Origin of the sequence: Chryseobacterium jejuense (genome assembly GCF_017877355.1) — a bacterium.
Taxonomy (GTDB): Bacteria; Bacteroidota; Bacteroidia; order Flavobacteriales; family Weeksellaceae; genus Chryseobacterium; species Chryseobacterium jejuense_A.
The window spans coordinates 371,588-394,194 of the sequence record NZ_JAGIPR010000005.1 but is presented as its reverse complement, the minus strand read 5'-3'; the positions used below and the strand labels follow the sequence as shown (position 1 = coordinate 394,194).

At 37.1% G+C, this 22,607-nt stretch carries 17 protein-coding genes; 12 read left to right on the top strand and 5 right to left on the bottom strand.

Features of this window, described 5'->3' with window-relative positions; all coding sequences use genetic code 11:
- Window positions 1-142 precede the first annotated feature (142 nt).
- The 4 genes from J2772_RS12920 to J2772_RS12905 all read right to left on the bottom strand — a co-directional run bounded on the left by J2772_RS12920 (window position 143) and on the right by J2772_RS12905 (window position 4,687).
- Entirely contained in the window at window positions 143-796 is a 654-nt protein-coding gene (locus tag J2772_RS12920; RefSeq protein ID WP_209917256.1) for a 50S ribosomal protein L25/general stress protein Ctc, read from the bottom strand.
- Between the two features lie 56 nt (window positions 797-852).
- Window positions 853-1,791: a ribose-phosphate pyrophosphokinase gene (locus J2772_RS12915; RefSeq protein ID WP_209917254.1), complete on the bottom strand. Its 939-nt coding sequence runs from the start codon at window positions 1,789-1,791 to the stop codon at window positions 853-855.
- Window positions 1,792-1,877: 86 nt separating this feature from the next.
- Window positions 1,878-3,434 (bottom strand): G-D-S-L family lipolytic protein, encoded by a 1,557-nt coding sequence (locus J2772_RS12910; protein WP_209917252.1) that lies wholly within the window; start codon window positions 3,432-3,434, stop codon window positions 1,878-1,880.
- 11 nt (window positions 3,435-3,445) lie between these two features.
- Entirely contained in the window at window positions 3,446-4,687 is a 1,242-nt protein-coding gene (locus tag J2772_RS12905; RefSeq protein ID WP_209917250.1) for an OmpP1/FadL family transporter, read from the bottom strand.
- Window positions 4,688-5,154: 467 nt separating this feature from the next.
- Here J2772_RS12905 and J2772_RS12900 point away from each other — a divergent pair, with 467 nt between their 5' ends.
- The 6 genes from J2772_RS12900 (at window position 5,155) to J2772_RS12875 (ending at window position 13,325) form a co-directional block, all read left to right on the top strand.
- A complete protein-coding gene (locus J2772_RS12900) occupies window positions 5,155-6,570 on the top strand; it encodes a stage 0 sporulation family protein (protein WP_209917248.1) in 1,416 nt (471 codons plus the stop codon).
- The gene (locus J2772_RS12895; RefSeq protein WP_209917246.1) at window positions 6,563-7,027 is read left to right on the top strand and encodes a gliding motility lipoprotein GldH; all 465 of its coding nucleotides are present in this window, start codon (window positions 6,563-6,565) and stop codon (window positions 7,025-7,027) included. Before J2772_RS12900 ends, J2772_RS12895 begins: the two co-directional genes overlap by 8 nt.
- A gap of 6 nt (window positions 7,028-7,033) precedes the next feature.
- On the top strand, window positions 7,034-9,409 hold the full coding sequence (locus J2772_RS12890) for a transglycosylase domain-containing protein (RefSeq protein ID WP_209917244.1): 2,376 nt from the start codon (window positions 7,034-7,036) through the stop codon (window positions 9,407-9,409).
- 75 nt (window positions 9,410-9,484) lie between these two features.
- A complete protein-coding gene (locus tag J2772_RS12885; protein ID WP_209917242.1) occupies window positions 9,485-11,026 on the top strand; it encodes a protein adenylyltransferase SelO in 1,542 nt (513 codons plus the stop codon).
- Between the two features lie 83 nt (window positions 11,027-11,109).
- On the top strand, window positions 11,110-11,970 hold the full coding sequence (locus tag J2772_RS12880; RefSeq protein ID WP_209917241.1) for a T9SS-dependent choice-of-anchor J family protein: 861 nt from the start codon (window positions 11,110-11,112) through the stop codon (window positions 11,968-11,970).
- A 77-nt stretch (window positions 11,971-12,047) separates the two neighbouring features.
- Window positions 12,048-13,325, top strand: coding sequence for a DUF6080 domain-containing protein (locus J2772_RS12875; protein ID WP_317194507.1), 1,278 nt, complete (start codon window positions 12,048-12,050; stop codon window positions 13,323-13,325).
- A 48-nt stretch (window positions 13,326-13,373) separates the two neighbouring features.
- On the opposite strand, the gene J2772_RS12870 is transcribed toward J2772_RS12875, so the two are convergent.
- Window positions 13,374-13,931, bottom strand: a complete 558-nt coding sequence (locus J2772_RS12870; protein ID WP_209917240.1) for an SPOR domain-containing protein — start codon at window positions 13,929-13,931, stop codon at window positions 13,374-13,376.
- Between the two features lie 184 nt (window positions 13,932-14,115).
- On the opposite strand from J2772_RS12870, the gene J2772_RS12865 reads away from it, so the two are divergent.
- The 6 genes from J2772_RS12865 to J2772_RS12840 are packed head-to-tail and all read left to right on the top strand — an operon-like array spanning window position 14,116 to window position 22,516.
- On the top strand, window positions 14,116-15,474 hold the full coding sequence (locus tag J2772_RS12865) for a c-type cytochrome (protein ID WP_209917239.1): 1,359 nt from the start codon (window positions 14,116-14,118) through the stop codon (window positions 15,472-15,474).
- Between the two features lie 23 nt (window positions 15,475-15,497).
- The gene (locus J2772_RS12860; RefSeq protein ID WP_209917237.1) at window positions 15,498-18,557 is read left to right on the top strand and encodes a TAT-variant-translocated molybdopterin oxidoreductase; all 3,060 of its coding nucleotides are present in this window, start codon (window positions 15,498-15,500) and stop codon (window positions 18,555-18,557) included.
- 25 nt (window positions 18,558-18,582) lie between these two features.
- Complete coding sequence (nrfD, locus tag J2772_RS12855) at window positions 18,583-19,980, top strand: NrfD/PsrC family molybdoenzyme membrane anchor subunit (RefSeq protein ID WP_045491788.1); 1,398 nt, start codon at window positions 18,583-18,585, stop codon at window positions 19,978-19,980.
- The gene (locus tag J2772_RS12850; RefSeq protein ID WP_045491790.1) at window positions 19,967-20,488 is read left to right on the top strand and encodes a DUF3341 domain-containing protein; all 522 of its coding nucleotides are present in this window, start codon (window positions 19,967-19,969) and stop codon (window positions 20,486-20,488) included. The genes nrfD and J2772_RS12850 overlap by 14 nt, the downstream gene beginning before the upstream one ends.
- 1 nt (window position 20,489) lies before the next feature.
- The gene (locus tag J2772_RS12845) at window positions 20,490-21,176 is read left to right on the top strand and encodes a c-type cytochrome (RefSeq protein WP_045491793.1); all 687 of its coding nucleotides are present in this window, start codon (window positions 20,490-20,492) and stop codon (window positions 21,174-21,176) included.
- An 8-nt stretch (window positions 21,177-21,184) separates the two neighbouring features.
- Window positions 21,185-22,516: a hypothetical protein gene (locus J2772_RS12840; RefSeq protein ID WP_045491796.1), complete on the top strand. Its 1,332-nt coding sequence runs from the start codon at window positions 21,185-21,187 to the stop codon at window positions 22,514-22,516.
- Window positions 22,517-22,607 lie beyond the last annotated feature (91 nt).

Genomic DNA, 22,607 nt, shown 5'->3' with positions numbered 1-22,607 from the left:
GGAAGCATCTGGCTGTAAGCTGATACTTGTCAGTTAATAGAAATATTCAATGATATCAAGTAAGTAAAACTGATAGCCCGATGAAAAACAAAAAAAACCTGCCAAAAAATTGGCAGGTCTTATATCATTAAATAAGCAATGCTTATTCTGCAGATTTTTCTTCTGTTGTTGGAACGTCAGGAGATTGAGTAGCAACTTCTTCTGCTTCTTCTTCATCTTCATCATCCATTGCAGCAGCACCACCTTTCATTGCATTTCTAGACATCTTAACAGCAACTACTACTGCGTTGTCTGGGTGCATGAAAGAATATCCTTCAGTTTTGATACCACCGATGTAAAGTTTGTTACCGATTCTTAATGGAGTAACATCTACAACGATTTCGTCTGGTAGGTTAGCAGGAATAGCCTTTACTTTTAGCTTTCTGAAAGACTGACGTAAAACACCACCAGCAACAACACCTTTAGAACGTCCTGTAATTCTTACTGGAACTTCCATAACCACTGGCTTATCGTCAGATAATTGATAGAAATCAATGTGAAGAATTTTGTCAGTAATTGGGTGGAACTGAATATCCTGAAGAACTGCTGGAATTGTTTTTCCGTCAACTTCAATAGATACCGTGTGTGCTTCAGGAGTGTATACTAATCCTTTGAAAGCTTTCTCTTCAGCAGAGAAGTTTAAAGGTGCTTCACCTCCATAAACAACACAAGGAACTAATTCAGCATCACGTAAAGCTTTTGTAGACTTTTTGCCCACGCTTTCTCTTTTTGTACCTTGAATTGTAATAGATTTCATTTATAAAAAATTTAAAAAATTGTTGTTATTTTAATCTGCAAACTACTTAAAATCAATTAAATAACAAACTTGCTACTGATTGATTTGTGCTCATGAACCATCGTCATAACGTCCGCAAATAATGGGGCGCAAGATAGCACTTTTATTTTAGATGACAAATTATTTTTAACAGGAATTGAGTCAGTTACAATAACTTCCAAAAGTCTTGACTTCTCAATATTCTCGTAAGCTTTACCTGAAAGCACTCCATGAGTTGCCATAGCTCTTACTGTTTTTGCTCCTTTCTCAATAAGGATATCAGCGGCTTTACAAAGTGTTCCTGCAGTATCAATCATGTCATCAATAAGAATTACGTTCTTACCTGTAACATCTCCAATAAGGAACATTTCTTCTACAACGTTTGCTTTTTTTCTTTCCTTATAAGCAATTACTACTTCCGCTCCTAGGTGACCTGCGTAGTTTTTTGCTCTTTTTGCACCTCCCATATCCGGAGAAGCAATCGTAAGGTTATCAAGATGTAAAGACTTGATGTAATCAACAAAAATCGAAGAAGCATAAAGGTGATCTACCGGAATTTCGAAGAACCCTTGAATCTGATCTGCGTGAAGATCCATTGTCATTATTCTTGTTGCTCCCGCTGCTGTAAGAAGGTTTGCAACTAACTTAGCACCGATCGGCGCTCTTGGTTTGTCTTTTCTGTCCTGTCTGGCAAGTCCGAAGTAAGGAATTACAACGGTAATGCTCTTTGCAGAAGCTCTTTTCGCTGCATCAATCATTAGAAGAAGTTCTAAAAGATTGTCTGCAGGCGGGAATGTAGATCCGATTAGGAAAACCCTTCCTCCTCTTACAGATTCGTCCAAAACAGGCTCAAATTCCCCGTCGCTGAACTCCTGAAAGTTGATTTTTCCTAATTCTTTCCCATAACTCTGGGCAATTTTCTCTGCCAAGTCCCTGCTGGTTCTTGTACAAAATAGATAACTTAACTGATCGGCCATTTTTACTTTTTAAAAGATTTTGCAAATTTAAAAAAAAACCACAAGATTTACTCCTGTGGTTTCTAAGTTTTTATTTAATCAAATAATTATGGGAATTTAACTCCTGAGTAATTATTAGGATTCACCAGAGGTAATGACGATTTATAAGTTGCGTTAATTGCATTAATAAATTCATTGGCAATAACAGCATACCCTCTACCTGTTAAGTGTACTCCATCCAGTGAGAATGCCCCTCCGGAAACAAACTTAGCAGTATATTTTACTCCATCCCATGAAATACCAGAATCTCCAGCTAACTGCTTAAGTTTAGCATTAGCATCTACAAAAGCATACCCTTTTGCAGTAGCTGCTGCCTTAATGGTTACGTTATAAGCATCAATAGCATCATTGATATCCTTGATCTCAGACGGAATCAAAATATATTTATCGGCAAACGGATAAGCTACCCCCCTAGCACCAAGAGATGCCGGAATACCTGGAGGAAGTGTCTCAACTGTACCAATGGCCGCTTTTGTTGTTAAAGGAACAAGATCTCCAGATTTCGCCTGTCTTGCTTGCCCATAAGTAGCACCAAGGTAAGCAGAAAGCATTACTAAAGTTGGATTTCCAGAACCCGCCGCTGCAGCAGTAATTTGCGCGCTTAAATTTGGAATACTTTCGTCTTTAATCAATAATGGATTAGCTGCTGTTTTAGAAAGAGGTTTAATTCTGTCTCCAGCTCCTAATGCTGTTAAAATCTGGCTTAATGGCCCATATACGTTTTTATTTAAATCATCAATTGCAGCTTCTCCAGCAGCAACGTTTCCTTTTCCTAAAACAGCTGCTGTTAAAGGATTTGTTGGTATTGTTGTTAAAGAAGGAATAGATGTTACACTTGGAATATTAGCAATAACTCCTTTCGCTTTTGTCGCTTCAATTTTAGAAATCAACATATCATAATATGTTTTAAACTGAGCGGGAGGTGTTAAAGTCTCAATAGAATTGTCTGCACCTGCTAAAGCATATAGTAAAGCATCGTTATTCCCAATCCATAATGAGAAGAACGTAGGGTTTTGGTTTACAAAATCTTCTATTACAGAAGCATTAGGTGATGAAGCAAATCTAACAAAATAAGGATTTGCAGTTTTTCCTGCTATTCCTGCAATATCACCATATTTTGGAGCTAACAAATGAGCTACTTTTGCTCCGGGAACCCCCATATTATTAAAAGGCCCCTTAAGAATATTACTAACTAAATTTGCTGCTTTATTATCATTAATTGGACCAATATCAGGTGCCCCATCAACAAAACCTTTTATATAAAGCTTTGTATCCTGAATCTGAGCTGTAGCACCACCTCCTATAGGCAGAAGTAATCCTCCGTTGTTATCCCCCATTAAAGGTTGCTTAAACTCTCCTCCACCTACAAGTTTCATTTGCCCTGCTAACATTGAAGGATAAGATTCATTTTGTCCATCTATATAAAGAGCTCCATCTCTATATCCGGAAGTCAGTGAATTTCCTAAAGCAACATACTTTGAGAAATCAGCACTTCCTTTTGACACTTGTATATCTTTTACATCGGTATCAAAATCAGTTTTACAGCTTGTTACGGTAAAAAGAAGCGCAGAAACTGCTACTGTTGATATTATAATTTTTTTCATAGTCTTTTAAATTAAAAAGGATTATAAGATAAACCTAGACCAAAATAGAACGCTCTTGCTTTTGCTTGTCCGTAGAATCCAAGATTAGCATTATTTACATTTCTATATTGAGGCATTGCATATCCTCCAGCAATGTCAACTCCAAACTGCTTCAGTTTAAATCCTACCCCACCAGTAATTACATAGGTATCAAAAGAAGGTGTTTCCGGAATAAAGTTCTCATTAGTATAAGGAGACTCATCATAATATGCTCCCAAACGTCCGTAAATCACATTGGTGAATGCATATTGAGTTCCCAATCTAAAGGTTTTAGAGTTTTTAAAGTTCTTAGGGTTAACAAGTAATGTTGGATCAGCTGGATTATTAGGTGCAAGTGGTGCATTGTCAAAATCCAAAGTAAGTTTACTATATCTTTCCCATCCGTGATAGTTGAAATCAGCAGAAACCTGCCATTTTGGTGTTACTTTATACGTTAAACCAATTGTATACTCTTCAACTAATGGAAGTGTTGCTGAGAATCCGTCCTGACCTGCAGCATTTAATTTTAATAATGAATAAGGTGTTTGAGTTGGGAACTTAAATGTAGCTGTTCCATTTTTAGCCTTCATATCAATTGCTGAACGATAAGCAATACTCACATCCAATTTTGGATCAGGTCTGAAATAGAAACCGAACCCATATCCATGGCCGCTTGCTTTTTCGTCATTGATATTGACCTGCCCGTTAAATTGGGTTACAGCTTTATCCCAATCTACTTTTCCTTTTGCATAGATATAACTCGCACCAAAAGCCAACCAAGGAGCTAACTTAACGGAAACCATAGGTTGAAAGTAGAAACTTTTCAGTTCCATTTTCTGTACAAGTTCTTTACCTTCCCAATTTTCCGGCCATTTAACCGTACTTCCGAAAGGCGTTGTAACACTAAGACCTACGGTTAACTTCTCTATAGGTCTATAAGTAATCGCAGCATAGAAAGGAGTTCCCATAGGGTTGTCCGTCTCTGTACTCTGCAAAGTATTTAAGTTTTGAAAAGTAATTTTATTACTTGCACCAAACCCTCCTGCTACTACACTCAGCTTGGAAGGAATAAATGACATACCTGCCGGGTTGAAGAATGTCACACTCGCATCTTCGGCATGAGCACTAGTATGCGCCATTGCCAATTGCTTTACCCCCTGCAAAGAAACTCTGAAGCCCCCTGCGTAAGATAAAACGCCCGCCAATAAAGCAGTTGATACTAATATTTTTTTCATAGACTATTATTATATAACCCAAATATAAAATTATTTTGAATACACCTGTTAATATTTCATAACATTTTAAACAATATACAAAAAGAAAACTATGTTTAAAATAGCATTCTAGACATAATAAACCACAAAACAATAATTAACAAATGATTATAAACAGATAAATCAAACAATGATAAAATTGTTTAATATTAAACAAACGTTTAACATAAGTGAATTATCATCGTAATAAATTCCAAGATGAGATAAAGTCTGAAAAAATGTTAAAATTATCCGCAGGGCTTTTCAGCAAATTTAAATTATTCAAAAAACGTTCGTAAAACCCACTCAACCTAACTTTTTCACAACTCCTTAATCATGATCTCATTAAAATATAGAAATGTTTTACCCAGAATTCGGGTTATTTAAGTATTTTAGAATTGCATAAAGATAAAAATACATAAATTTGCAAGATTATAAATAATAGTAATATGAGTTGTGGATGCAAAACATCCGGCGATTCTGCACATTCTTGTGGTCCTAAAAAAACCGCAAATGGCTGTGAAAATGTAAATACCTGCGGGAATAGTTATAAATTAAGTGTTTTTGACTGGCTTTCTAACATCAACAATCCAGCACCAAACAGGTGTGATTTTGTAGAAGTTAGGTTTAAAAATGACAGAAAATCGTTTTATAAGAATGTAAATAATATCCCTTTACATATAGGTAGCGTAATTACAGTAGAATCTAGTCCGGGACACGATGTAGGCGTAGTAAGCCTTACGGGAGAATTAGTAAAGATTCAGATGAAAAAGAAAAAGTTTTCTGAAGAATCGGCCCTTAAAATATACAGACAGGCCAACCAAAAGGATCTTGAGGTATGGCAGGAAGCAAGAAAAAAAGAAGACGGTGTAAAGCTTGAAGCAAGAAAAATTGCTCAAAGATTAGGCCTTGAAATGAAGGTAACTGATGTTGAATATCAGGGTGATTCTTCAAAAATCACGTTTTATTATACGGCCGATAGCCGTATAGACTTCAGACAGCTGATTAAAGATTACGCCGGAGCTTTCAGAACCAAGATTGATATGAAACAAATCGGGTTCAGACAGGAAGCTGCAAAAGTAGGTGGAATAGGATCTTGTGGACGTGAACTTTGCTGCTCTACATGGTTAACAGATTTCAGATCTGTAAACACAAACGTAGCAAGATACCAGCAATTAAGTATTAATCCTCAGAAACTTGCAGGACAGTGCGGTAAGCTTAAATGTTGCCTTAACTACGAGCTTGACAGTTATCTGGATGCATTAAGCAACTTCCCATCTTCTTCTACAACACTTGATACAGAAAAAGGAAAAGCATTCTGTATTAAAATAGATGTTTTCAAAAAGAAAATGTGGTTTGCCTATGTGGATAACTCCATTGCATGGTATGATTTCGATATTGACCTTGTTAAAAAACTGATTTCAAAGAACAAAAGAGGAGAAAAAATTCTTCCTTTAGAAGATCTGAAACAGCCTGAAACACCATCTCAAAGCATTGACCTGATTCAGGAAAATAATGTTGACCGCTTTGAGAAGAAAAACAGAAACAATAGAAACAGAAACAACCAGAATAAACCAAACAACAATCAAAATCAGGGGCAGGAACAAAGACAAGGACAACCTCAGGGACAAAAGAAAAACAGGACTGAAAGACAGGAAAGACCTAACAGACCTGAGAAACCTGAAAACCCTAATGTAAATTCCGGAAACCAGCCGAGACAACCAAAGCCGCAACAGCAACAAAAAGCTCCTGTGGAAAAGGTAAAAGCTGAAGTAAATCCTGATGCAGATAAAGCGCAACAAAGCAACCCACACAAGAAAAAATTTAAAAAGAAGTATCCTCCAAAAAAAGATAAAAATGCGTAAAATTTTAGGATTATTCACCTTTATCCTTTTCTTTAGCTGTAACTCTTCTTCAGGAGAAGATGTTATTATGAATTCCGTTGATAATAAGTGGAATAAGAAAAGTGAACAAAAATTTAATCTTGAAATTTCAGATCCGCAGAATCCTAAAAATATTATATTTGTCGTAAGAAATAACAACAATTACCCTTACAGCAATATAAGGTTTATTGTGAATTTCACCAACCTTCAGAACAAGAAAAAGGAAACCGATACCCTGAATTACGTTTTGGCTAAACCGAACGGAGAATGGCTTGGTACAGGCTTTGGTGACACAAAGGAAACATTTTTTCAATATAAGGTAAATTACAAGTTTCCAGCGAAAGGAAAATATGAAATCGGCTTGACTCAGGCAATGAGAAACGATAACCTTACTGGAATTGAGGATGTTGGGATAAAAATAGAAACGGCTAAACCGTAACCATAAATGGAAGTAAACAATAAAAATGCAGGAAACAAGGGGAAAACATTTCCTCTGCCTCCCAAAAAAAAGAACACCTCTTGGAAAAAATGGGTCTCATTTATTTGGATTGGACTCATTGCGGTAGTTTTAGGGATTTCAGGACTTTTCTTTGCGGTTTCTCAGGGATTCCTTGGAGAGATGCCCGATGTAAAAGAACTTGAGAACCCGGACATCTTCGTAGCTTCTGAAATCATATCTTCAGATGGGGTAACGTTAGGTAAATTTGAGAAAGAAAAAACTCAGCCTATCGTTTATAAGGACCTTCCTCCTTACCTTATCTATGCCCTTCAGGCAAAAGAGGATGAGCGTTTTAAAGAACATTCAGGAATCGACTTATACTCTATTGCCAGAGCCGTTGCTTATGGTGGAGGACGTGGTGGAGGTTCTACCATCACTCAACAGTTGGCAAAACTTCTTTTCACAGGAACCGCTTCTCAGAATAAATTTGAAAGAGCATTCCAGAAACTGAAAGAATGGGTAGTGGCCGTAAGTCTTGAAAAAAGATATACCAAAGAAGAGATTATCACTCTTTATTTCAATAAGTTTGACTTCTTATTCAATGCAAACGGTGTTGAAATGGCATCCAGGGTTTATTTTAATAAAAAAACCTCTGAACTTACCCTTCCGGAAGCTGCTACTTTTGTAGCGATGCTTGAAAACCCAAGAAAGAACAATCCTTACAGATATCCTGAAAAGGCAAAGGAAAGAAGAAATGTTGTATTGGATCAGATGCAGAAAACCGGATATATTGATGCTGCCACCTATGAAAAAGCAATCAATACTCCTGTAGAAGTAGATTTCCACCCAATTAAAAGTATTACTGACGGATATTCTGCTTACTACAAATTTTATCTGAGAAAAGAGATTGATAAATATCTTGAGTCTCACGAAAAAGAAACTGGTAAAAAACTAAATCTTTATAAAGACGGTTTAAAAATTTATGTTACTCTTGATTCTAAAATGCAGAAGTATGCAGAGGAAGCAATCAAGGAACACTTAACCGACCTTCAAAAAAGATTCGATGCTGAACAGAGGGGAAGAAAGAACAGACCTTTCTACTATCTTACAGACAAACAAATCAAAGATGTAATGGTTCAGGCTATGAAAAGAACCGGCCGGTACAAACTGTTAAAAGCAGACGGTATGCCTGATGATTCTATTATGATGGAATTCAAAAAACCAATCAAAACTTCAAGATTTACATGGGCAGGAGAAGAAGAGGTTGAAATGTCACCTTGGGACTCTATCAGATATCACAAACAAATTGCACAGGCAGGTTTAATGTCTATGGTTCCAGGAACCGGAGAGATCAAAGCCTGGGTAGGAGGTATCGATTGGCAGCACTTCCAGTATGACCACATTAAACAAGGTAAGAGACAGGTAGGATCTACATTCAAGCCTTTCGTGTATGCAACTGCAATTATGAAACTGGGGATGACTCCTTGCTCAACTGTTTCTAACGGAACTTATGACCATAACGGATGGCGCGTACCGGGAAGAGGAGGAATGCTTACCTTAAAAGACGGTTTAGCACACTCTCAAAACCCGATTGCTGCAAGACTTATTGAAATGACAGGTGTAGATGCCGTTATCCAGACTGCAAGAGATCTGGGAGTAACAGAAGATATTCCAAGAAACAATACGATTGCCCTTGGTTCATCAGATATTACAATCTATGAAATGTTAGGTGCCTACAGTACTTTTGCTAACTACGGGAATCACAATAAACCGGAAATGATCTGGAGAATTGAAGACGCCAACGGTAGAGTAATTAAGGAAGTTAACGTAGAACCTAAAGAAGTAATGAACCCAATGTATGCTTACACCATGATTGAATTGATGAAAGGTGTTGCACAATATGGTACAGCTTCAGGAGAACTGGGAAGAAGAGGAATTTCAAAAGGTGTTGAGATTGCAGCTAAAACAGGTACTACGCAGAACAACTCCGATGGTTGGTTTATGGGAATCACGCCAAAACTGGCAACAGGAGCCTGGGTAGGATGGGAAGACAGAGCAACCCACTTCTTCGGAACTGGTGAAGGTCAGGGTGCGAAAATGGCATTACCGATATGGGCGATCTTCATGAAAAAAGTTTGGGCAGACAAAACATTAGGAATTACTCCGGATGATAAGTTTATCAAACCTTCAGACTGGAAAGACGGCTGTTCAAACCTTAAAGGATTAGGTGGCGGATATGGAGATGATGGAAGTCTTCAGACCATTGATGAGATCAAGAATCCAAGGCCGGCAGATCCTACGCCTAAGAAACCAACAGAAAAGAAAGAGGAAAATATCAACGAAAACCTTCACTCTAATGATGAGGTAGATTTTAATAAATAAATTCTCTTTTAGAAATACACAAGACCTTTCAGTAATTTGGAAGGTCTTTTCTTTTATAATTAATACCTTTGAAGTATGAATATCGAACGCATCAGCCAGCCTTTTATCAAGAAATTTCCGGGAGACTTTTCCAATAACCCTATGCAAAGGAATACTCCAAAGGTTTTATTTTCAACAATCAAACCCGCAGACTTTGATAAACCTCAGTTAATCGCCTTTAATGAAACGCTATCAGAAGAAATAGGATTAGGCACGTTCGAAGAGAAAGACCTTGATTTTCTGGTTGGAAATAACCTTCCCGACAATGTTCAGACTTATGCTACTGCCTATGCAGGACATCAGTTTGGAAACTGGGCAGGACAGCTTGGAGACGGAAGAGCCATCATTGCTGGTGAAATCACTACTACCTCAGGAAAAAGAACAGAAATCCAGTGGAAAGGGGCTGGAGCAACTCCTTATTCCCGACATGCAGATGGAAGAGCCGTACTCAGATCTTCCGTAAGAGAATATCTGATGAGTGAGGCCATGTACCATTTAGGCATTCCCACAACCAGAGCTTTAAGCCTTGCTTTTACAGGAGAAGATGTTGTTCGTGATATTATGTATAGCGGAAATCCACAATTGGAGAAAGGAGCAGTCGTAATTAGAACTGCAGAAAGTTTTATTCGCTTTGGCCATTTTGAACTGATGTCTGCCCAACAGGAATATAAAACCCTACAGGATCTCTTGGATTTTATTATTGAAAATTATTATCCGGAAATTACATCATCAGACACCCAAAAATATAAAGATTTCTTTGAAAATATATGCACCCGAACAGCAGATCTTATGGTTGAATGGTTCAGGGTTGGATTTGTTCATGGAGTGATGAATACAGATAATATGTCGATTTTGGGACTCACTATCGATTACGGACCTTATTCTATGATGGATGAATATGATTTAAATTTCACTCCTAATACGACTGATCTTCCAGGAAGAAGATATGCCTTTGGAAAACAGGGACAGATCTCTCAATGGAACCTTTGGCAACTTGCCAACGCACTTCATCCGTTAATCAAGGATGAGAAGTTTTTAGAGAATACACTCAACAGATATGGCACCTATTTCTGGGAAGCCCATGACAAAATGCTTTGCAGAAAGTTTGGGTTTGATGAACTAAGAAAAGAGGATGAAGAGTTTTTCACCAACTGGCAGGGATTAATGCAGGAACTGGAATTGGATCACACGTTGTTTTTTAATGAATTGGAAAAATTAACACCTGGCGTAGATTTAAAAGAACAATTCAGTAATATCTCCTACTCTTTCCTGAATGAAGAAAAGCTTGGAAAACTTAAGAACTTTATTGAAAATTATGAATCCAGACTGAATTCAAATACCATTTCAAGAGAGGAGTCTTTACAAATGATGGCACAATCAAATCCAAAATTCATTCTAAGAAACTATCTGCTTTATGAGTGTATTGAGGAAATCAATAATGGCCAGAAAGAAATGCTGAAGAAACTCATTAAAGCACTGAAAAACCCTTACGAAGAAATATATCCTGAGTTTTCCACCAAAAGACCTTCCGGCTATGACGACACCGCAGGATGTTCTACACTTTCTTGTAGTTCTTAACGAATATACTACAAAATATAGTAAATAATAAATTTTTTACACCATATTGAATATTTTCACTAATTTTAGAGAAATCTTTTAATATGAAAAAACTTATATTTTCTTTAGCAACAGTATCATGCTTTTACAGTAATGCGCAGACATTACTTTCTGAAAATTTTGATGGAGCAACATTCCCCCCTACCGGATGGACAAAATCCAATACTAACACAGATAGAGCGTGGAACTCTACAAGCATTGTCTTTTCCGGAACATCTGCTATTTCTACTGAATTAAGAAATAGATTCACTATAAATGGAAGCAATTCTGCAACGATTGACTGGGTTGCAGGAGCTAACGACGCAAGTTTGGTTAGCCCATCTTTTAGCTTAGCAGGAGTAACGAATCCAAAGCTAACCTTTAAAGTAAAACTAGGCTGGGGATATATGATAAGCTTAAATGAAGGAAATCTTCTTGCACAGATATCAACCAATGGCGGAACAAACTGGACAACTCTTTGGAATGAAGACAGCGAAACAGGATTCATTGATGACGGAGATGGAAATGTAGATACAGATCTATACAATACAGTTACCGTACAAAGAGATTTAGCAGCTTATATAGGGCAAGCGAATGTTAAAATAAGATTCCAATATGTTGCAGATAATGCAGATGCTGTTTCAATAGATGATGTACAGGTTATAGCCACCGGATCTCTTGGAACGTCTGAAGTTTTAAAAGCAAAATCCAATACATCTGTCTATCCAAATCCTACAAAAGGAGAAGTAAATATCAAAACAGACAAAAAAGTAAAAGCAACTTCAGTTATTGATATGTCAGGAAAGACCCTTAACAGAAGTGAGGCCGGGAATACAGATATTTCAGCTCTTCCAAAAGGAATTTATCTGATGAAAGTAGAATTTGCTGATGGAACTTCTACTACAGAAAAAATAATCAAACAATAATCACGGCGTATATACAATCTTCATAAAACCACCAATTCTGGTGGTTTTTTATTTTACTTTTGCAAAAAAAACGACACGTGTCATTTATTAAAACAAAATTTTTACACTTTTTCAGGTTGGTTTTTCCATCCTCTTATACCGAACTGGGTATTTTCCTATTCTTCATTACCTGCTACGGAATCCTTGGCTCTTATATTGCCATCCATTACCGAGTCATCTTTGATAGCAGAATTCCATGGGATGCTTACTTCAGCTTTGATAACAAATCTATCCTGATGACCGGCGGTAGCTTTGAAAGACATCCGCTATCCTATTATTTCTTTAACTGGATAAGAGAATTCTGTTTATTTATTTCGGGAGGAAAAATGGATATGACCTTCAGGCTAACCCTGGCATGGCTCAGTAATATTGTCATTACCCTAAATGTTGTACAGATTTTCAAATATCTTAAAAATATCATCAGACTTCCACTAGCGTACAGTCTTTTAATTACATTATTTTTCGGAATATTTTCAACTAATATTATTCTTTCCTTCACTCCAGAGAATTTTACCTATACCCTATTTTTACTTTCATTATATAACTATTATGCAGCAATAAAACTCAAAAAGGAAGAAAAGACTCCTGCAGCAGCATTATCATTAGCGAGTATTACTATAGGAGGACTCACCATCACCAATATTATAAAGGCTTTTATTCCAGTATTCTTTGAAAAAAATCTTTTTAAAAGTTGGAAAAAAATAGGTAATGCCATTTTAAGAGGGATAATAGCCGTCATCATATATACTTTGCTTTATCTCTATAGGATTGATTTCAAATACCAGAATATTTTCTCAAAGACGAATCAGCAGTACGAAAAATTCTCAAATGTAGAATCCATGCCGACATGGGACATGGTTTTATCTTTCTTTTTTGGAGGTAATATCCTATTCCCAGGTTTTATTATTTCAGATAAACATAATATGAAAGGCTTTACCTTTAAAGGTCTTTATATGGATCTTTACTCATCAATAATTCCTTATATATTTATAGTGATATTATTGATACTGATAAGTTGGAGTTATCTTAAGAATTTTAAGAACAAATGGGTCCAGATTATTATGATATCATTCTTCTTTGATATCCTCATCCATTGCATCATGAGATTCGGACTTCATACTTCATACATCTATGGTGGGCACTTTATTTTTGTATACCCATTGCTTATTGGATGGCTGTTCTATGCATATAAATCCACTCCTAAAATAATGGCTATTTTAACACTTATTGTCAGCTTATTATTTGTTTATTTACTTTCAAATAATCTATTTAGAATGTCAGAGTTTTTTTGGTTTTTAGAAACCTACTATCAATAAAGAAAGCCGAGAAGAGTCTCGGCTTTTATATTTTTGAAATTTTCAATATTATTTTGCTTCTGAACAGAAAATCCTGTATTGTACAGCTACTGCAGATTTAAAGTACTCTCTTATTCTCGAAAGATCACCTGCCGCACTTTGTTTAGTAAAATAGCTTCCTGCTAAAATTTTATAGTTCGGTCTTAACGAAGCATCTGTTTCCACCTTCAGGTTAGGAAATCTTTTTCTGAAATAAGATTTCACTTCGTTAGCTTCCTCATTGCTTTTAACCGTTGTAATCTGAATTTTATATCCTAAAATTCGAGGATTTTTTCTACAAATTTCAGCATTGGTTAATTCCCTATTCGGTACATAAATCTTATTAGGTTTTGTACTCGTTCCTGAAGAAATACCAGAGTCATTGTTACTATAATCTTTCGTTGGATTATAGGTAACAACCTTTGAACATTTATCTTCCACTCCTTCCAAAGCAGCATTTATTTTGGAATCCATAGTGATGACAAGCTCTGTTCCTGAAAGCGTATCCTTTTTAACAACCTGCTGTGCTTCAATACTATAAAAACCAAACAATGATAATATCGAAAATATTTTAATCAAATTTCTCATTTAAACTTGTTTCCGCAAATTTATACAAATTAAAAAACTATACCAAACGAGTTATTTAGAATCAATACAAATTAAACGTAAATGATATTTTCCCCTTTCTATATACCGTTAAATTCCTGTTAAAAATATTATTTTTGCGGAATTGATTGAATGTTCAATAATTTACTAACATAAGATAATTTAAATGATTAGTTGGAGAAAGCATTATAAAAAAACGTTGATCGCAATAGGCTTATTGCTATCAACCAGTGCTTCATTTTACGGGCAAGACGGCGATCCTAAAAACGGAGAGAAACTTTTCAAAGCGAATTGTACTGCATGTCACGCGCTGGACAAACAAGTTATAGGACCACCATTGAAGGGGGTTGTAGAACGTGTAAAGACAGAAGGCGGTGTAGACAAAGATTGGCTTCACAAGTGGATCAAAGATAACAAAGCTTTAAGAGCTTCAGGGGATAAATACGCCAATGAAATTTTTGAAAAGTATAATAAAACTGAGATGTTACAGTTTCCTAACCTTACGGAGAAGGATATTGATGACATTTTAGCTTTCACTACTAACCCACCTGCTCCGGAAGAGAAAAAAACGGAAGCAACTCCTGCACCTGGCGCTGATGCGGCAGCTCCTGCAGACAAATCTACTACAAACATTGTAATCATTTCCCTATTAGCCATCGCTGGTTTATTAGTTTGGATTTTGGTTAAACTAAGACAATTAGTTAAACTAGGTCAATCTGAAGAATTAACAGGGCTTAACGAAACGAGAGTTCGTTCGTTCAAGGAAATGTATGAGAAGTTCCACTATGTAGGAAAAGGTATAATAGCTGTTCTTGCTATTCTTGCTGCTTACGGAGTTTGGAACTGGTTAATGTGGATTGGGGTTTACAAAGGTTATAAGCCTGAGCAACCTATCTACTTCTCTCACAAAATCCACGCTGGAGAACAGAAAATTGACTGTCAATTATGTCACTCTAGTGCTAAATACGGAAAAGTATCTGAGATTCCTTCTATGAACGTTTGTATGAACTGTCACAGAACAATTTCTGAATACAACGCAGATCACTACATGGAGCCAGGAAAAGATAAGGCATTCTATGATGGAGAAATCCAGAAGATCTACGCGGCAACAGGCTGGGATCCTGCAAAACAACAGTACACAGGAAAAACACAGCCGGTTGAGTGGACAAGAATCCACAACATGCCAGACTTCGTTTACTTCAACCACTCACAGCACGTAATTGCCGGTGAACAAGCGATCATCAATTCTTTCAACAAAAAGAATCCTAACAACAAAATTGATGTTGTTTGTAAAGCTTGTCACGGAAAAATTGATACAATGAATGTTGTTCAAATGGCTAACGACTTTACTATGGGATGGTGTATCGAGTGCCACAGAACTACTGAGGTTGATATGAACAACGGTTATAATAAAGAGTACTTCAAGAATCTACACGACAAGTTGAAAAAACAATATCCACAAGATGGAGGTAAAATCACTGTAGATGCTATTGGAGGTCTTGAGTGTGGTAAATGTCATTATTAATAACTAAAAAATTAGAAGTATAAATGGCTTCAAACAAAATACAATTCAGAAGTATTCATGAACTTAAAGATCCAGCTTTAAATAATAAGCTGGCTCAGAAAGAGTTTCAGGAAGAAATTCCGGTAGAAGATTTCCTTGGAGATGCTGAGACGAACGGATCAAGTACTTCAAGAAGAGATTTCCTTAAATTATTAGGATTCTCAACAGCAGCAGTTACTTTAGCTGCCTGCGAAGCTCCGGTAATCAAAACGATTCCTTATGTGGTAAAGCCGCATGATATTATTCCGGGAATCCCTAACTATTACGCTTCAACATATTTTGATGGGTTCGACTTTGCTAGTGTTTTAGTAAAAACTCGTGAAGGTAGACCAATCAAGATTGAACCAAACCCGGCTGGTGGTGATTTAGGTAAAACTAACGCAAGAGCTCAGGCAAGTGTACTTTCTCTTTATGATAATGATAAAGTAAAACAGCCTAAACTAGACGGTAAAGATGAAACTTTCGATAAAGTAGACAGTTTCGTTATTAAAGGGTTGGAAGAAGCTAAAGCGTCAGGCAAAAAGATTGTGGTTTTATCACACTCTTTTGCTTCACCAACTTTCAAAAAGTTATTCGCTGAATTCAAAGCTAAATATCCTACAGCTGAATTAGTAACTTTCGATGCATATCCGTATGCTGCAGGATTAGATGCTGCTCAGGAAGTATTCGGACAAAGAGCATTACCTGTTTATGATCTTAACGGTTCTGAATTGGTAGTTTCTTTCCAAGCTGATTTCTTAGGAGATTATAATGCTTCAAGTTTAGAGTCTTCTTACGCAGCGGCTAGAAAACCAAGTGCAACCATGTTGAGACACATCCAAGTGGAATCTAACATGTCACTAACTGGTGCTAACGCTGACTCAAGATACAGATTAAAACCAAGTGCAGTAAACAAAACTTTAGTTGAAGTTTACAATGCAATCGTAGGTGGTGGTACTTCTGATAAGACTGCTACTGAAATTGCAAACGAATTGAAAGCAAAAGGAAGCAAAGCTGTTGTTTTTGCTGATGGTTCTAAAGGAGCACAGGTTTTAGCACACTTAATCAACCAAAAATTAGGTTCAGTTGCTTTCACTGGTAAAGCAAACTTCCTAAAAGAATTCAACGGTGCAAGATATCAGGAATTCCTAGGTTGGGTAAACGGTGGACAAGTTGGGGTATTAGTTACCAACAATGTAGATCCTATCTATGCTCATCCAAAAGGAGAAGATTTCAAAAAATCTTTATCTAAAGTTCCTTATGTAATTGCTGTTGCTGATAAGAAAAATGAAATGTACAAGGCAGCTAAGGCTGTTATTCCAGTAGCTAACTGGTTAGAGTCTTGGGGAGATATCGAACCACAGACAGGAGTATATTCATTAATGCAGCCTACGATCCAGAAGATTTACAAATCAAGACAGATTGAAGAATCTCTATTGGTTTGGAAGAATGGTAAAAACAACGCTGCAAACAACTACTACGATTATTTAAAGGCAAGCTCTGCTTCTCTTTTAGGTAGTACTTCTTTCAACAAAGCATTATATAACGGTATCAATGCTTCTACTAACTCAACAACATTATCTTATGCTGGTGGAAACGCTGCTCAGGCTGTTGCTGAATTAGGAAACTTCAAAGCTTCCGAATTAGAATTAGTATTGTATACTACGACTGCAATGGGAGATGGAACACAGGCAAACAACCCTTGGTTACAAGAATTACCTGATCCAATCACTAGAATGTCTTGGGATAACTACTTGACAATTTCTCCAAAAGATGCAGAAAAGTTTGCTATCGATAACGATCTTAACGCGAGAATGCAGTTAGATGGTTCTATCGTAAACCTTACTGTAAACGGAGTTACAATAAAAGACGTTCCTGTATTCGTACAGCCAGGTCAAGCAGAAGGATCAGTAGGTCTTGCTCTTGGTTATGGTAAGAAAAACTCAGGAGCAACTGCTGATACAGGGGTAAATGCTTATCCTTTATTCGATGGTTCTAACCTTGTTCTTTCTGGTGTTAAAATTGAGAAAACAGGAGAAGATCACGAATTCGCAGGTATCCAGCTTCAAAATACATTAATGGGTCGTTATGAAATCGCTAAGGAAGTTCCTTTAGCTGAATTCATCAACGTACCATTTGATGATGAACACAAAGGATGGAATAAACCTTTGGAATACCACACCATCAGTGGAGCTCTTCCAGCAAGAAAAATTGACCTTTGGGATGCATTTGATGATACTGACGGTCCTCACTTCAACTTATCTATTGACTTGAACTCTTGTACAGGTTGTGGAGCATGTATCATTGCTTGCCAGGCTGAGAACAACGTTCCTGTTGTAGGTAAAGAAGAAGTAAGAATGTCTAGAGATATGTACTGGTTAAGAATTGACCGTTACTACTCTTCAAGACAGAAAGTTGAAGTATACGAAGGATTAAAAGAAGGAATGGCTGTACCTGAATTGTATGGTACTGCATTCGGAGACGGAGGGGCATTGAACCACCCGGCTGATAATCCAGATGTAATCTTCCAACCGGTAATGTGTCAGCACTGTAACCACGCTCCATGTGAAACTGTATGTCCGGTAGCGGCTACTTCACACGGTAAGCAAGGTCAAAACCATATGGCTTACAACAGATGTATCGGTACAAGATATTGTGCAAACAACTGTCCGTACAAAGTAAGACGTTTTAACTGGTTTACTTATAACCTAAATGACAAGTTCGATTACAACATGAACAACGATTTAGGAAGAATGGTACTTAACCCTGACGTAGTTGTAAGAACTAGAGGGGTAATGGAGAAATGTTCAATGTGTATCCAAATGACTCAGAATACTATTCTTGAGGCTAAGAAAGAAGGAAGAAGAGTGCAGGATGGAGAATTCCAGACAGCTTGTTCTAAAGCTTGTTCTACTGGTGCAATGACATTTGGAGACATGAATGATAAAGATTCTTCAATTAGAAAGGTATATGCCTCTAACAGAAGATATTATTTACTAGAGGAGATCGGCACAAAACCAAACGTGTTCTATCACACTAAAGTAAGAAACAGAGTAGAAAAATAAAGTTTAAATAATAAATAGGTAAAAAATGTCAGGACATTACGAAGCTCCGATAAGGGAACCTCTAATTATTGGTCACAAAACTTATCACGATATCACAGAAGATATTGCACGACCTATCGAAGAAAGAGCAGGTAAATTATGGTGGATTTCATTATATGCAGCCTTAGTTCTATTCATCTATGGATTCGGATGTATCGCTTATACTATCGGGACAGGTATTGGATCATGGGGGCTTAACAGAACTATTAACTGGGGTTGGGATATTACCAACTTCGTATGGTGGGTAGGTATCGGTCACGCCGGAACCCTAATCTCAGCAGTATTATTATTATTTAGACAGAGATGGAGAATGTCTGTAAACAGATCTGCAGAGGCGATGACGATCTTTGCGGTTGTACAGGCAGCAATCTTCCCTGTAATTCACATGGGTAGAGTTTGGGTTGGATACTGGGTATTCCCATTACCAAACCAATTCGGTTCTCTTTGGGGGAACTTTAACTCTCCTCTACTTTGGGACGTATTTGCGATCTCTACGTATTTCTCAGTATCAACTGTATTCTGGTTCATGGGATTGATCCCTGACTTTGCAATGATCAGAGATAGAGCTAAAACTCCTTGGACTAAGAAGATTTATACATTCCTTGCATTCGGTTGGGGTGGTAAAGCAAAACACTGGCAAAGATTCGAAGAACTTTCTTTGGTTCTTGCAGGGTTAGCAACTCCACTTGTATTCTCGGTACACACAACCGTATCTTTTGACTTCGCGACTTCAGTAATTAAAGGATGGCACTCAACTATCTACCCTCCTTACTTCGTTGCTGGTGCGATCTTCTCAGGATTTGCAATGGTACAGACACTATTATTAGTTGCTAGAAAAGTATGTCACTTAGAAGAATATATTACAATGTATCATATCGAAATTATGAACATCGTAATTGTACTTACAGGTGGTATGGTAACTGTAGCTTATGCTACTGAATATTTCATCGGATGGTATTCCGGATCTAGATTTGAAGACTTTACTTACCTTTCTCCAGGTGCTGCAGTAGGACCTTACTGGTGGGCATTCTGGTCATTGATCATCTGTAACCTTGTGGTTCCTGCTTCTTTCTGGTTCAAAAAAGCTAGAACGAACATTATCTGGACATTCATTGTTGCATTGATCATTAACATCGGTATGTGGTTTGAGCGTTTTGATATCATCGTTATCAACCTTTCTAGAGACTACTTACCAGGATCTTGGACAATGTTTAAGCCAACGATCATTGATGTGGGTGTATACTTAGGAACAATCGGATTCTTCTCTGTATTATTCTTATTATATGCAAGAACATTCCCTGTAATTGCACAGGCTGAATTAAAATCGATTTTGAAAATCTCAGGTGAAACTTATAAAGCAAAAGAAGGAGATGAGCACCACTAAAATTGTATACGGACTTTATGCTGACGACGACGATTTAATGAACGGCGTTAAAGCATTCAACGATAAAGGAATCGCAATAAACGAGGTTTATACTCCGTTTCCGGTTCACGGACTAGACAAAGCTTTAGGGTTAAAGAAAACTAGAATTTCTGATGCAGCTTTCATCTATGCTTGTTATGGTGTTACTATCGGTGCTACAATAACTTGGTATGTGATGAATCATGACTGGCCTCAGAACATCGGTGGTAAACCTGCTTTTGACTGGGCACACAACATGCCGGCATTCGTAGTTCCAATGTTTGAATTAATGGTATTCTGTGCAGCTCACATGATGTCTTTAACTTTCTTAGTTAGAAACAAAATGTATCCAGGAGCTCCAGCTCAGAATCCAGACCCAAGAACTACTGACGATAAATTCATGATGGAATTCGTAACTGAAGATGTAGAATCTGTAAAGCAGTTGCTAATTGAAACTGGAGTTGAAGAAATAACTGTTAAAGACGCTTAAAATGAAAAAGAACGTATTAAGAATTGCAGCAGTTTTAGGTTTAACAACAGTTTTACTTAACTCTTGCGGACCAAAGGAGAACACTCCGTTGGTATATTTCCCGGACATGTATTTTCCGGTAGCTTATGATCCATTGATGAAGGCTCAGGATGCGTATTCAGATCATGAAAATGAAATTCCGGCTTTTGTTAGAAATAATGGTGCAACAGGTCTTTCTCCAGTAGAAGGATCAGTTGCTCAAAATAAAGATGGAGTTTTTGAAGAAGGATTAAAACCAAAGAATGTTGACGAGTACAACGCAGGTTATGATGCTTCTAAAAAACTAACAGCTTCTCCTCTAAACCCAGCTAATGCAGCTAAGGATCTTGAAAGAGGAAAAGTATTGTTCGACCACACTTGTGCTGCATGTCACGGAACAGGAGGTGATGGACAAGGACCAATTGTACAAACAGGAGCATTCTCTGGAGTGCCTAACTATGCTGATAGAGAGCTTACAGTAGGGTCTGTTCATTATGTATTAACAAACGGTAGAAATGCCATGGGATCTTATGCGGGACAATTAAACGCAGGAGATAGATGGAGAGTGGCTATGTATGTGATGAGTGCTTTCAAAAAAGGAGCAGCAGCACCGGCAGCAGCTACAGCGGCGGCACCAGCAACTGAAACGACTACCGAAACTAAAAAATAAGAAAAGAAATGTATAGTTTTTCACCAAAATTAAAATCAACTTCTATCATACTTCTTGTTGTAGGTTTAGTTCTGTTTGGTATTGGTTTCTTTATGAACAAAGGACTTTCTACTGAGCAAATAGAACATATGATGGAAGCTGTTCATGCTTCTGGACATGATGCTCCTACACACTCAAGTGAAATGGTTGGACCGCAGGATCATGCTGCTCACTTAGAGCATGCTACTATGCAAGTTCACAACCAGCCTTTAGCATCGTTACACTTTGTAGCTGTGTTCTTCTTTGGAGTAAGTTGTGCTGTATTGTTTTTTTACTGTATTCAGCATGCTGCCCACGCAGGTTGGCCAATTATTATTACAAGAGTAATGGAAGCTATCGCTTCTTATATTCCTTACGGAGGTGCTATTCTGGTTATTATGATGATTTTAAATATCACTCACAATGGCCACCTATTCCACTGGATGGATCCGGAATTAACGAATCCTGAATCGGCACACTTTGACGTAATTTTATTCGAAAAGAAAAGATTCTTAAACATACCTTTCTATGCTATCAGAACGATCATTTATGTAGTAGGTGCTTCTTTCTTCGCATGGAAACTTAAAGCTCAGTCTAAAAAAGTGGATGATACTAAATCTAAAGTTGAGTATCAAATGCTTTACAGATGGGCAGTAGGATATATTGCATTCTTCGGATTTGCTTCTGCTGCTTGGGCTTGGGACTGGTTGATGTCTATTGACCCTCACTGGTATTCTACAATGTATATCTGGTATTCAATGGTTAGCTGCCTTTCAAGTGGTATTGCTGTAATCATTCTATTAAGTGTTTATCTTAAGAAAAATGGTTTCTTACCACAGTTCAATGACAACCACTTACACGATTTAGGAGTTTTCCTTTTCGCTACAAGTATGCTTTGGACATATACATGGTTCGCTCAGTTCATGCTTTACTGGTATGCAAACGTTCCGGAAGAGGTTAACTACTTCTTTGGAAGATTCCAACACTATGGAACTACATTCTTACCAATGCTGATTATTAACTTCTTATTACCACTATTGGTATTAGTAAGTAGCAGCATCAAGAGAAACTATAAAGTGGTTACCACAATGGCAGTAGTCGTTATCTTAGGACACCTTTTAGATTACTTCAACATGGTAATGCCAGGAACGGTAGGACCATTCTGGAACACTCCTGAAGTATTCTTGTTAATCCTAGGAGCAGTTCTATTTGTAGCTGGACTATTTATGTTTACTGTACTTTCAGCTTTATCTAAACTGAAGTTGATCCCTACAGGAAACCCTTACTTACACGAATCTGAAATTTATGAGTATCCTTTCTAAGGACTTGTCATAAAATAAAACCATAAAAGACTGATTGTTAAAACGATCAGTCTTTTTTTATGCACAATCTTTCAGGAATTATGGTTATAAT